Genomic DNA, 11,944 nt, shown 5'->3' with positions numbered 1-11,944 from the left:
CTTGGGATGCAAAGCAGACCGCTTTTGTTTGCGCAGAAAGAAAAGTGATCCGACCATGGCTGTCAGACTATAGGGTGTTCCTTAAGTCCTAGATGTGACCACGAGTGCTGTACATGCAGACTTTTTTACGCTCCGGTAAGAGTGCCTTTGTATCGCATCGAAGTAGATAGCGTCTCCTGCCCCTAGGCGAAACTTGTCTACTCCTATGCCAATCTCCAGATGCCCTTTTATCAGATAGAGGAATTCAATCCCGGGGTGTGCGTGCGAGGGGACCTTATCTTCGGGGAGGTAATGGAAATGCCCAAGATAACAGTTCAGCTTACGTTCGTTTGCGCGGAAATCCAATATTTCAAAATGCCAGGGAACGAGCGGTGCTTCCGGATCAGAGGGAAAGAGTTTGCGTTCGCTTCTACGAGTAATGGCAACAATATGCCGTTTGCGAGGATCGGTGAAAAAGTAATCGAGTCCCACATTAAATACGAGGGCGATTCGCACAAGTGTTGGCAGAGTTGGCATAAGCCTTCCATTTTCCAGACGTGAAAGCATTGCAGGTGAAAGGCCTGTATGCTGTGCTAGCTGCTTTAATCCCATACTTCGGCGAAGCCGCAATGTCCGCAGTTTATCTGCGATCGCGTAAGGCCGAATGGATTCCTCAACGACAGTAGGATCAGCAGTACCAGCGGAACCTGTACGTCTTTTTCTCAAGGGCACTCCAGCGGTTGGCGTGAGACAACGCAATTTTACTATTGAGCAATAACAATTGCAGATAGCGCAATCGAACTGGTGTACTTTAACAATTAAGCCCCCTCTGCAGCAATGACCAGGAGTCAACGTGCACAAGAAGCTGTACAGCGAGCAGCAGATGTCCGCCGTAGCTTTAACCGCATAGAAACGGTGACAACACAACATAGATTACAAGCTGGATGTGGGCAAGCCACCTGTAATATGCGGAACAAGCAGCACGCCAGGCTGATTGCCAAAAGCAGCTGACTCGCAAGTGGCTGGATAGATTTGCGCAAACTGCTGTGTGTCACTAGCATCTCTGCGCTTGCAAAAACGGAGTAGACCACCCATTTCCCCAGGGGAAGTTTTTCAACACGAGATTACTAGGCTAAGAGTCGCCAGCAAACACTTCAGCTTCGCGTTCTCCGCCTCAAGCTCATTCAGGCGCTTGGCCTGATTCACCTTCAGACTGCCATAATCCTTGCACCAGCGGCAGTGGGTTTGCTCAGCGATGCCGGCTTCGCGACTTGCCACCGAGACCTACAGCAATAACCGAGCCGATAACTCCTACATTCCGGGCGCCGTGATTCCGGGATACATCATCATCAAGCCGGATTTTCCCGAGTGCATTGACGACTTCGGATTTCTCTGGTTCGAGGATGAAGCTGTGGTGGCCGAATCGGCAAGCTGGGTTATTGCCGGCAATGCTGCCGATGCGATCACGAAAGAAGCGAAGCAGTGCCCGGAAAAAGTGATTCGGCGCCTCAATGTGCGCCGAATGCTTTTGCCGACTTTGCCCCTACTCCTACTGTACTTCGCTCATGGACGGCGAAAACCAGAACGCGACGAAATCCCCGGCCTACATATTTAACCGAGTACTTAAGCCTATAGTTCGGTGATGCCACAGCAGCAGGCATTCTGAAAAATATCATGACGGGTGTTTTGTGGCAGTGATCGAGGAGAAAATCATTGGCACCTCTCCTCAAAGCAAAGGTTCCGACTGAAGAACGGGAGCACGTGGTTCTGAAAGCGGTCTGCCACAGCGCTGGTATGAGTGCCGTGATAGATTTCAAAGCTGTTTGCGATTCCATAGTTATCAAGAACTTCGTGCAGCTTGCCTGCATCCAAGCGCAAGCCATCCTGGTCACCGACGTCCATAGCGATGGCGCGATAGCGGCGAAGATTGCCAATGTACTGGTCCACGAAGGCCAGTGGCGCATTTGCGGCCCACTTGGCCAGGACATCAGGCTGAGCAACACCATCCTTCACTGGCAGGTCCAGATACAGAGGAGGTCTTTTCGGGTCAGGAGACCATGCGGCCGCGGTGGCAAACTGCGCGCGCACCAAGAAGGGAAGGTTGGCCGTATCGGCAGGTGTTTTTACAGATTCCACTTGCTTTTCAAATTCAGGATTGGAAGGGCCAGCAAGCCGCGCAGAAAGGCAGCATGGACTCATGATATAGAGACTTCCAAAGACATCGGGATGCTTCATGCCAATGCGGGTTGCGCCATATCCACCCATAGAGTGGCCGACCAACCCACGCGCCATGCGATTGGGAATCGTGCGATAGTGGGCGTCTATGTAGGAGACCAGATCGTGCGCGATGAAGTCCTCAAAGTCTCCCGTGGTGACGGAGCTGGAGTACATCGATCCACCATAGACTGTTTTCGAATCAGGAAGCACGATGATCATCTCTTGTGCGCCCTGCGCAAAGGCCCCTTCGATTGTTTGCGGCACGTGAATTTCTCGCGTCCACTGCTCAGCTCCTATGGAATAACCATGCAGCGCATAGACCACCGGATATCTCCGATGGCGATCTTTTTGGTAACTGGGGGGCAGAAAGACCAACACTTCGCGGTCCACAGCTTCACCCTCCAAGTTACCTTCCAGTGACGTTCCATGTACTTTTATGTGCTCCATGGTAATGGGTTTGGCATGGGGGATCACAGGAGGCACTTCTGTTTCAACCTGCGCCGTAAGGTTTGCCCCTTGGGCCGCGGTCATGACGCAGACAAGCAGAAATTTCATTTTCATGAGAGTCATCCTTTAATGAAGGCCTCAAGCCATATACACGACAAATCGCGATGGGTACTCCGGACGCCGGATCGCGATGTTATCAGGTACCGCTTTTGGCGCTCGTTTTTCAAGTTCATCCTCCAGTATTTCTACCCGACAAAAGCGAAAGATTGACAGATGTACTGTTCTGTGATTATCGTGTATGGCGGTGATTAAATCAATTTAGTAAATCGAGTTAGCGAAGCCTTGATTTAGGAGGAAAACGTTATGATGCAGCCCATTTCCAGGCAGGCCAGAATCCTTAGGGTGCTAAGCATGACGAACAGGATTTTTATCGCCTGTTTGTTGCTGACCGTGGGTTTCCGCGCAACTGGACAGACGTCGGCCACAGCAACCATTGTGGGAACGGTCACGGACCCATCCGGATCGGCCATTCCCAATGCCGTTATCACGGCAACGGACACTGCAACAGGCATTATGCACAACGCCACCTCGAATGAGACAGGGCAATATGTACTTCCTGCCCTGCAGATTGGCACTTATGACTTAAAGGTAGAAGCGCCGGGATTTAAGGCGGAAACAAAAAACGGCATCGTCCTCAACGTAGGCGATCGCGCCCGTGAAAATTTTGCCCTCCAAATTGGTGCCACTCAGGAAACGATTACTGTATCTGCTGCCGGAATTAAACTGCAAACCGATTCTGGAGAAGTGAGTAATGTCATTTCCGGTAAGCAGATCACGCAATTGGAATCGAATGGCCGCAGCCTGTATTCGCTCATGAACCTCACGACAGGATCATCGAGTCTTCAGTCAGACTTTCAGGTTCCTACGCCGATGGGGGGCGATTCCAACGTTAGCTTTAATGGAATGCGCACGAGCCACAATCTTTTTTTGCTGGATGGCGGCGAGATTGACGATCGCGGGGGCGGCGGCAGTGCAATTGTCATGCCTTCAGAAGATGCGTTGGCAGAGTTCCGACAGCTTACCTCGAACTACAGTGCGCAGTATGGACTTTCCTCCGCTGCGACGATCAGCACAGTGATTAAGTCGGGCACCCGAAACTTTCATCTATCAGGATGGTGGTTCGGGCGCAATGACGCTTTTGATGCGCGCAATTATTTCAATCCGCAGTACAACGCCAACGGCTCGCATAATGAGGTGGCAAAGCTTCGGTTCAACCTCTGGGGATTCAACGTAGGAGGCCCGGTTGCGCTGCATGGAGGAGGAAATCCGAAGACCTTCTTCTTCTACAACATGGAATGGCGCAGTCTGATCCAGGGCAACAACTTTAACGTAGGCGTACCATTTACCTCCACGTATGGAGGCAATCTGGCGCAGGCCATCAACTCGGGTATTGTGACGAGCGTGCATACGCCGTTCAACTGCCAGGTGTCCCAGGAAGTCGCCAACAAGTTTGCCGCTGCAGGTCAAACTCTTAGTCAATGCGGTCCGGGAGGAACGACCGATACATCCAAAGGCGCAACGCTAAATTACTTCACGAACAACACGATTCCTGCTAGTCTGCTCGATCCCAATGCACAGGCATTGTTGAAGGCTGGCATCTTTCCTGCGCCGAACTCCGGAGCACGCTTTGTAGGACCGGCGAATGCGCCAACAAATGTACGCGAGGAAATTGTCCGCATCGACCATACCTTTACGCAGAAATTCTCGATTTTCGGCCATTACATCGCAGAACAGGTTTCGCAGACCGATATTCCAACGCGCTGGAGTAGCGCCAATCTGCCCACGGTGGGTGATACCTTTGGCAATCCTTCTTACAGCGCTGTTGTGGGTGCGACATACGCAATCAACAGCCATATGCTGAATGAGGCGAGGTTTACTTATGGCGGAAACAGGATTAACATTCTGCCGCTGGGGCTGAGCAACGTTTCCGGATTCCAGCAAAACCGCATCTTCAACGGACCGGTCAGCGTGACCCCAACCATCAGCCTTGGGAGCCAGACCGGTGCTACCTACAATAACAACTGGGAGCCATGGCAAAACACCGCCGATTCCTACGGGATTTCTGATGATTTTTCATGGACGCAGGGAGGTCATCAGTTCAAGGTTGGAGGAAGCTGGCTTTATTTCCTCAAGGCCCAGCCTCTTCAAGTTTCTCCCCAGGGAAGCTTCACTTTCAACGGCGCATTTACAGGTTATGACTTTGCTGATTTCCTGCTTGGTTTGACACAAAGCTATAGTGAAGCTGCGCTGAAGGACACACGGCACTGGAACAGTATGTCTTATGCGTTGTATTTCCAAGATGACTGGCGCGCAACCTCACGGCTCACGCTCAATCTCGGGTTGCGCTGGGACGGAATTCCGCATACCTATGAAGCCAACAAACAACATGCGAACTTTTACCCAAATCTGTATGATCCGTCAAAGACGCCGATCTTTTATCCGGGAAGCAACGATAATCAGATAGCGCTCAATAGCCCAGGGCTTGGTACCAGCCCCAACCCCATTCTGCAGGGATACGAGTTTTATCTGAATGGTATGGGAATTGGTGGAGTAACACCCGGTGTTCCCCGTGGGCTTGTAAAAAATCATTGGCTTGCCTTTGGCCCACGCATTGGGTTTGCCTATGATGCGACCGGTACGGGCAACACGGTATTCCGCGGCGGATTTGGCATTATGTATGAGCGCATCCAAGGCAACGATATGTATCAGTCCGGTGCGAACGTGCCCTTTAGTTCTAATGTAACGCTCAACAATGTCTCTCTCTCTGACCCACACTTAAACATTGCGAACGGCAGCGTGATCAATGCCCAGCAACTTCCGGTGGTTGTTCCCACCATCACGGCATTGAATTCCGACAAATACCGTCTGCCCATGAGCATGCAGTACAGTCTCGGCATCCAGCATGCGCTAGCGCCGCAGGCGGTACTAAATGTTTCTTATGTAGGAAACGTGAACCGATTCCAGAGCGATGCTGCGAATATCAACCTTCCTGCCTTCAGTTCGCTTGCCTGCTTAGTAGGGGGAGTAAACTGTCCGAGCACCAAGCCAACCTATAACAGCTCGCTTCCTTATCTCGGATATCATTCCATCCTGATGGACCAAAACGAGGCAAACTCCAACTATAACTCTTTGCAGGTATCGCTCAATTCCAACTTCAGAATGGGGCTGCAACTGCAACTAGGCTATACCTATTCCAAAGCCATGGACGCCACTACGGGCACTGGCGGCGACGGCTTTGATCTGGACCAAGTTTCAAATCCCTATATAGGGTGGACCTACGACATGGGACCGTCCATTTTCGATCGCACCCATGTCGGCTTTGCTGATTTTATCTATGACATGCCCTTCTTCCGCAATTCGTCGAATTCCTTCTTGAAGTCTACGATTGGAGGATGGCAGCTGTCCGGCATCGTCAACATGATGACGGGCGCTCCTCTCAACCTTGGAGTGAACAATGGTGGCAATGTGTCGAACAACATCTGCAATGTCGTTCCAAACTGTTCCATCAGACCTAATGTGAACGGGCGCATTACTTATCCCAAGTCAAAGGCCACTCTGTCCAGCGGCAACAACACCGTTCTTTGGTTTGACCCGACGCCGTTTTCGGCCGCGATTCTGCCGGGCACTTCCAGTATCGGGACCTTCGGAAATTTGAGTCACAACGCATTACGCGGGCCAGGGCGCGACAACTGGAATCTGGCCCTCTTTAAGCAGTTTCCATTGTGGCGCGAACAGCAGCACATTGAATTGCGTGCGGAAAGCTATAACGTCTTCAATCACACCCAGTTTTCTGCAAACACTGTTGGCGGAGGGGCCAGCGGTGGTATTAGCAGCTCAGTGAATGGTACCGACTTCGGCAAGATCAATTCAGCCTATGATCCGAGAGTCTTCCAGTTCGGTGCCAAGATCATCTGGTAGTCGTAGTAAGCCTCCTGCTTATACCCTGCTTCTCGCCAACAAGCGAGAAGCAGGCTTTTTATGATTGGTTACATGCATCGTGAGAAACTGATTTTCTTGACACCATTCATTCTCGCTCTTTGGATGGGGGCTCAGATAGTGAGCTCAGACGCAAAGAGAGCCATGGAACTGAAAGCTCAGGGAAAACTCACCGAATCCGCTGACGTATGGCGCGCAATCATAAGATCCAATCCGAACGATGCTGAGGCCTACGCCAGTCTTGGTCTTGTACTGTCAGAGGAGGGCCAATATGCTGAAGCAGTTTCTGCATATCATCGAGCCCTGGCAATCAAACCAACGCTGCGTATTCTACAACTTAATCTTGGGCTTGCTGAATTCAAACAGGGGCATTTTGAATCTGCTATACCACCGTTGCGTGCTGCGCAAGCGGCAGATCCACATAGCCTGCAGATCCGCGTACTGCTGGGGATGAGCTATTATGGCTCTGAGCAATTTGCAAAAGCTACCGAACAATTGGCTGCCGCGGTAAAAGCCGATCCAGAAAATCTGGAACTGCGGCAGGTGCTGGCTCAAAGTTGCCTCTTCGCTAAAAAATACTCCTGCGCGCTTGAGGAATTCCGGAAAATTCTTCAGCAAAAACCGGATTCGGCAGCGGTACATGTTCTGTATGGAGAAGCTTTGGATGGCCTTGACCGTACCCCGGAGGCCATTACAGAATTTCAGGCGGCCGCTCAGGCCGCTCCGCAGCAACCCGATGTTCATTTCGGACTAGGGTTTCTTTACTGGAAAATGTTTCAGTTTGAGAAGGCCAGAGAAGAATTTGAGGAGGAACTGGCCCGTTATCCCGATCAGGCCCAGGCACTGGCGTATCTGGGTGACGTGGAATATAAGACTGGCAATCTAAAGAGGTCCCTGGAGCTGCTGCAAAAGGCGTTGCATCTGCGGAACAATATCCGTATTGCTTATCTCGATATTGGGGCCATCCTAACGCAAGAACACCGCTATCCAGAGGCAATTCAGGCCTTGAAGCGCGCCGTGGACCTGGACCCTACACAGCCAGAGGCTTATTTTCTGCTGGGACGCGCGTATCAGGCTTCAGGGAATAGGCCGGAGGCGGAGAAACTATATGCAAAAACCAAAACACTACAGAAAGGACAAGTTGACAAGTTGGCTTCGCAGCTATTTCCCCAAGAGGCACCGTTTCCGCCAAAATCTAAGTAAAGTTATCTCTGGTCCGGAGTGGGACGCTCATGATGGTGGTTTTTCGAGCAGGTTTTTGAGGGGAGTTTTGCGAAATGGTATGTGGATGGGTGTCTCGGAATCTCTTTCCTCTGTTATCTGAAGAGAGTACGCCCGGCGGCCCCAGACGTTTGCGATGCTGGTGTGAATTTAGCAGGGCGAAGAAGGCGGCCAGCAGCCACTGATGATTTGTCTTCAACCCGCAATCAGGCATTTTCCCCTTGCGCACTGCCGCAATGCGCGGACTCCGCTGTAATGGGATCGTACAATCACTGATGCGCAACGTGTAGCTCGAAGGCATGACAACACGCTAATACCTAGCTCAAGCGCTTTAAGCGCCGGATGAAGGTTAGCGGATCGCTATTCCGTATAGAAGTTCATCCATATTGGTGAAGCGCCCAATCGCGCCACAGATTGGTCGAGCTCCTTGGAGTTTTATGCCAACAGGACAGAGGCTCCATCAACAATGAAATGGGCAATGATGTTGATCCAGAGATTTCTTCGCCAAACATAAAGAAGTGTTAAAAGCAAACCTCCGAACCCCGCGATGAGCACGTGCGACCACCCCCATGTGGTGATGTGCTCCAAAGTGAACACTATCCAGGAGAGTGCGCTTGCGATGCGCAGGCTTCCAAAAACTTCACGGCCTCGTTCGATAGCGAACCCTCGAAAAATTACTTCCTCCCCAATGGCTGCTCGGACTACGGAGATGAGTCGCCACCAGAATGGGGTAGCGATCAACTGATTTACTTGCGAGCTTTCGGACAAATGCATGGCGGGAAGCACGCCGTAGTAAATTCCGGCAAATCCGGCAATCATTACAATCCCTGCACCGAGACCGATCAGCAAATCCTGCAAACTGACATTCCGAAACCCGATCGAACTCAGCGAACGGAGTTCTACGTATTGAACGTAAAAGAGAACTGAGAGGGTGAGAATCCACCAGATGATCTCGTAGCCAACAAGGTGACCTACTCCAGCGAATTCGTTTTCCCACTTCGACAACGGCAGGCCCGGGATCGTCAGAATAAGCAAAAGTGCAACTATCGTCGGTGCAGATCGCTGGTCTGTTCTGAGCATTTTTGCTACGCCTTACTCGTCGGCACGATTGTGTCGAGGGTTTGCAGCCACGCGGAAACCGCACGATTTACACGCAGGCGGTCTTGCGTTGCGCACAGATCCAGTAAGAAACCGCGAAAACCAGCGAGTACCGTGGTCGCAACCAACATCGCCTCGCGGCGTTGATAGCCGTCTTCCCGTAACTGCTTCACGGTAAACTCAAGCCAGTCGTCGACGGCGGACGCGAGAAATTCCTTGTACAGCAGAGGCTGTCTCAGGGCGATTCCATAAAGCTCAAAGAACAAGCGCACTTGCGGCTCAAAGTTCGGAGAACTCAAAATCTTCCACATCTCGCCGCACGCCTCAGCTAATGTCTTGGTCCGTATTTGAGCGAAAAGCGCCCCTTGCTGTTGCCTCATGTCGGCCAGGACGGATATGACAAGATTTTCTTTCGAATCAAAATGATAGAGCAAAGCGCGGGGGCTCGATCCGACGGCTTTCGCTAATGGTCGAAGGGATAGATCTGTGATCCCGTGCTCGATCAAATATTGGAGAATAGCTGCGCGCAGTTCTACCGGGCGCTCTTCGTCGACTGGACGGCTCATCCATTCAAAATACATTATTGAAACGATTGTTTCAAGTAAATGAACATCATGGTGACGTCAAGCAGCTTGTGTAAATATTTGGAGGGTGCGGGTTTTCATTCCAGATTGAATCTCTGGAAGATGGAGTAGATGATGCGGTCCACGGACTGCACATTGACGAAACAGACCATGGGTCGAGTACGGCGTCGGACTTCCACGAAGCAGCGTTCGATGACATTGGTGGTGGGCAGCTTGCGCCACAGGTGCTTGGGAAAACGGTAGAAGGCCAGTAGGTCGGGCAGATCGCGTTCCAGTTGCCGCACCATGGTGGGATACTCACGACGCCAGCGGCGGCAGAAGATGCGTGCGGCAGCTTCGGTCTGCCGTCTTCCCTCGGCCAGATAGATGGCCTGGGCATCGGCTTTGACGGCGTCGTGGTCGCGCTTGCGGACCTTGTCCAAGATGTTGCGCATCTTGTGCACCCAGCAGCGCTGATGGGCCACGCGCGGATACACGGTCTGGATGGCGGCAGCCAATCCGGGGCAGCCGTCGGTGACGATCAGCAGCAGCTTGTCGCCCTTCAGACCGCGCCGGTAGAGATCCTCAAGCAACGCCTCCCAGTGAGCCTGACCCTCCCCCTGGGTGCGCAGAAAGGCCAGTAACTTGCGCCTTTTATCCTGCCGCACCCCATAAGCCACCAGCATTTGCACGCACTGGCGTTTGCTCCAGATCGCCCCAGAAGCTCTCCTTCAGGTTGGTCAAGAACTGCTGAAATTGCTCGGTGATCGATACAATCTTCGCCATGGGTGTAAGGCTCCTTTTCAGGTTCGGCTTTAGCTCGTCAGGCCAAAGCCACCTTACACCCTCCTGCCTTTTACACAATCGAAGTTACGTCTCCACAGGCAGTTGCTCAGTTGACGAAATCCCCCCGGCCAGATAAGTGTCAAGGGATTGTCCTCTTAGGGTGGAGTAAACGCGCACTTCTCGATGAACTCGTTCAAAGAACAGATTGCTCAAATAGAAAAACGCGCCTACCAACCCTATGAAGACAACCGCATACCCTAGCCGCTTTGCGGGAGTGAATCCACTGATCAAGGGTTGATTATCCGAAGAAAGCATCGCCGCATGTCCCAACAGCAGCAACGACACCTGCGACAAGCAGTATTCCTGTTGGCGCGGCAAACACCAAGCCGCCTACGGTCGCGCCGCATGCAAGCCCAGCCCAAAATTTGCTGCCACCGACCAGGAATGATGCCGCGTGCGGAGCAGCTTGAAAGACCTGTTGGTGAACCAAGAAGTTCATCGTCACGCCCAGAACGAAAAGAAACATGCTTACACGAAGAATTTTCGCCTTCATGGGTTCTCCTGCAGTTTGTTGAACAACAACGGTTTGACACGTGCACATTCGCTCTCGTGAGTGACACAAGAGTGTATCTTCTAGCGAAGACTAGACCGCAAAGAGAGAGAATTGCGTGTTTGGGCTAAACAGATAGATAAGAGGAAATAAGATACGCAGACGACTAAACTTTCTTCTTATCGATAAGTCTGAACAATACTGCATGAGACAATCACTTGAACTTCGTCATCCTTGCTACTTCGGAAGTTTGGCGACTGCCACACCCCAGACAGATGTTGCAAACGTTATCGCATTGGGCGAATTGTAGCATGAGTTTCACGGGCGCTGTCAATAACGCTCAATCTCCCGTGACAGTACAGAGATGAGAAGTGTGACATTGGGCCATTGAGAGTTACTTAAGGCGACAAATTTTCGATCTGGTTTTCAAATCGGCAAAGCCTGATCTTTGCGGATTCCTTGTATTCCCCGTCGAGAGCATTGATGTAAACCTGCGCCACGTCAGAGTTTTCCGGAAAAGCTCCGAACATTACCAAGAAGAGCAGCGCATAGCGGCTGTCTTTACATGTTGGAATCACGACTTCAGGCCCATGCCGTTGCACGAATTGGAACCGCTCTTGGTACATATCATGGCAAATGCTTCGGAGGTCTATACCGATCTGGCACCGGTTCTGTTCATCACGAGCCAACAGCTCGGCGAAAGATATCGAACGCATTTCGGGAAAATTGACGCCATATTCCTTGATTTGCCCGTCGCGGGTTTCCACTACATAATCCGGCTGGAACGCTTCGATCAAACCATTGATCATCGTCTTGGCAGAGAGCTTGTTGCAGTAGTCCCGACAAACAACGATGACCGCACTTCCTTGTACAAAAAGCCGCCGGTCGTATTGAAGCGACCCGCGGGTTTTTAACGAAAACGCACCTACCAAGTGCGTGCCGTCATCTATAATCCAAATCGACTGGTTAGCTCTGGTTAGCTAAATGTCGTAGGTGCGACCGGCTCAGGTCAACCTGGAAAAGTGGCCTTACAATTCTTGATCATGCACGCTGAGCTAAAGCAAACCCTCGTTGATCGCTATCCCGA

11 protein-coding genes and 1 pseudogene are annotated in these 11,944 nt (G+C 51.6%); 3 read left to right on the top strand and 9 right to left on the bottom strand.

Annotated elements, in window-relative coordinates; genetic code table 11:
* Positions 1–81: 81 nt before the first annotated feature.
* Entirely contained in the window at positions 82–909 is an 828-nt protein-coding gene (locus N655_RS21065; protein ID WP_081823722.1) for a helix-turn-helix domain-containing protein, read from the bottom strand.
* 198 nt (positions 910–1,107) lie between these two features.
* Positions 1,108–1,257: pseudogene (locus N655_RS20790) on the bottom strand (transposase); the annotation flags it as partial.
* Here N655_RS20790 and N655_RS0113340 point away from each other — a divergent pair.
* Positions 1,235–1,594: a hypothetical protein gene (locus N655_RS0113340; RefSeq protein WP_026443384.1), complete on the top strand. Its 360-nt coding sequence runs from the start codon at positions 1,235–1,237 to the stop codon at positions 1,592–1,594. The pseudogene N655_RS20790 and the gene N655_RS0113340 sit on opposite strands and share 23 nt — an antisense overlap.
* A gap of 95 nt (positions 1,595–1,689) precedes the next feature.
* Here the strand turns inward: N655_RS0113340 and N655_RS0113335 are convergent, their stop codons facing one another.
* On the bottom strand, positions 1,690–2,757 hold the full coding sequence (locus N655_RS0113335) for an alpha/beta hydrolase (protein ID WP_044934692.1): 1,068 nt from the start codon (positions 2,755–2,757) through the stop codon (positions 1,690–1,692).
* Positions 2,758–3,054: 297 nt separating this feature from the next.
* Here N655_RS0113335 and N655_RS0113325 point away from each other — a divergent pair, with 297 nt between their 5' ends.
* Together N655_RS0113325 and N655_RS19000 are read left to right on the top strand one after the other, a co-directional pair.
* Positions 3,055–6,621 (top strand): outer membrane beta-barrel protein, encoded by a 3,567-nt coding sequence (locus tag N655_RS0113325; protein WP_155987600.1) that lies wholly within the window; start codon positions 3,055–3,057, stop codon positions 6,619–6,621.
* Between the two features lie 60 nt (positions 6,622–6,681).
* Positions 6,682–7,842 (top strand): tetratricopeptide repeat protein, encoded by a 1,161-nt coding sequence (locus N655_RS19000; RefSeq protein WP_049961433.1) that lies wholly within the window; start codon positions 6,682–6,684, stop codon positions 7,840–7,842.
* A gap of 453 nt (positions 7,843–8,295) precedes the next feature.
* Here N655_RS19000 and N655_RS0113315 read toward each other — a convergent pair whose 3' ends face one another.
* The 6 genes from N655_RS0113315 to N655_RS0113295 form a co-directional block, all read right to left on the bottom strand.
* A complete protein-coding gene (locus N655_RS0113315) occupies positions 8,296–8,940 on the bottom strand; it encodes a CPBP family intramembrane glutamic endopeptidase (protein WP_026443381.1) in 645 nt (214 codons plus the stop codon).
* 5 nt (positions 8,941–8,945) lie between these two features.
* The gene (locus tag N655_RS18995) at positions 8,946–9,539 is read right to left on the bottom strand and encodes a TetR family transcriptional regulator (protein WP_049961432.1); all 594 of its coding nucleotides are present in this window, start codon (positions 9,537–9,539) and stop codon (positions 8,946–8,948) included.
* 80 nt (positions 9,540–9,619) lie between these two features.
* The gene (locus tag N655_RS18990) at positions 9,620–10,207 is read right to left on the bottom strand and encodes an IS256 family transposase (protein WP_049961431.1); all 588 of its coding nucleotides are present in this window, start codon (positions 10,205–10,207) and stop codon (positions 9,620–9,622) included.
* On the bottom strand, positions 10,176–10,307 hold the full coding sequence (locus tag N655_RS21060; protein ID WP_285222254.1) for a hypothetical protein: 132 nt from the start codon (positions 10,305–10,307) through the stop codon (positions 10,176–10,178). The genes N655_RS18990 and N655_RS21060 overlap by 32 nt, the downstream gene beginning before the upstream one ends.
* Positions 10,308–10,605: 298 nt before the next feature.
* Entirely contained in the window at positions 10,606–10,860 is a 255-nt protein-coding gene (locus tag N655_RS0113300; protein WP_026443380.1) for a hypothetical protein, read from the bottom strand.
* A 395-nt stretch (positions 10,861–11,255) separates the two neighbouring features.
* Positions 11,256–11,789 carry a hypothetical protein gene (locus N655_RS0113295; protein WP_155987598.1) on the bottom strand — a complete coding sequence of 178 codons (534 nt, stop codon included), beginning with the start codon at positions 11,787–11,789 and terminating at the stop codon, positions 11,256–11,258.
* Positions 11,790–11,944: the final 155 nt, after the last annotated feature.

The organism is Pseudacidobacterium ailaaui (assembly GCF_000688455.1).
Lineage (GTDB): Bacteria > Acidobacteriota > Terriglobia > Terriglobales > Acidobacteriaceae > Pseudacidobacterium > Pseudacidobacterium ailaaui.
The sequence above is the reverse complement of the archived record's forward strand: the minus strand, read 5'-3'. Positions and strand labels throughout refer to the sequence as shown.

What these genes read in the sequence shown, in the direction of transcription:
- N655_RS0113315 (WP_026443381.1), bottom strand. Translation starts at nt 8,940, where the DNA reads ATGCTCAGAACAGACCAGCGATCTGCACCGACGATAGTTGCACTTTTG.
- N655_RS0113300 (WP_026443380.1), bottom strand. Translation starts at nt 10,860, where the DNA reads ATGAAGGCGAAAATTCTTCGTGTAAGCATGTTTCTTTTCGTTCTGGGC.
- N655_RS0113325 (WP_155987600.1), top strand. Translation starts at nt 3,055, where the DNA reads ATGACGAACAGGATTTTTATCGCCTGTTTGTTGCTGACCGTGGGTTTC.
- N655_RS18995 (WP_049961432.1), bottom strand. Translation starts at nt 9,539, where the DNA reads ATGTATTTTGAATGGATGAGCCGTCCAGTCGACGAAGAGCGCCCGGTA.
- N655_RS0113335 (WP_044934692.1), bottom strand. Translation starts at nt 2,757, where the DNA reads ATGAAAATGAAATTTCTGCTTGTCTGCGTCATGACCGCGGCCCAAGGG.
- N655_RS19000 (WP_049961433.1), top strand. Translation starts at nt 6,682, where the DNA reads ATGATTGGTTACATGCATCGTGAGAAACTGATTTTCTTGACACCATTC.
- N655_RS18990 (WP_049961431.1), bottom strand. Translation starts at nt 10,207, where the DNA reads ATGCTGGTGGCTTATGGGGTGCGGCAGGATAAAAGGCGCAAGTTACTG.
- N655_RS0113340 (WP_026443384.1), top strand. Translation starts at nt 1,235, where the DNA reads ATGCCGGCTTCGCGACTTGCCACCGAGACCTACAGCAATAACCGAGCC.
- N655_RS21065 (WP_081823722.1), bottom strand. Translation starts at nt 909, where the DNA reads ATGTTGTGTTGTCACCGTTTCTATGCGGTTAAAGCTACGGCGGACATC.
- N655_RS21060 (WP_285222254.1), bottom strand. Translation starts at nt 10,307, where the DNA reads ATGGCGAAGATTGTATCGATCACCGAGCAATTTCAGCAGTTCTTGACC.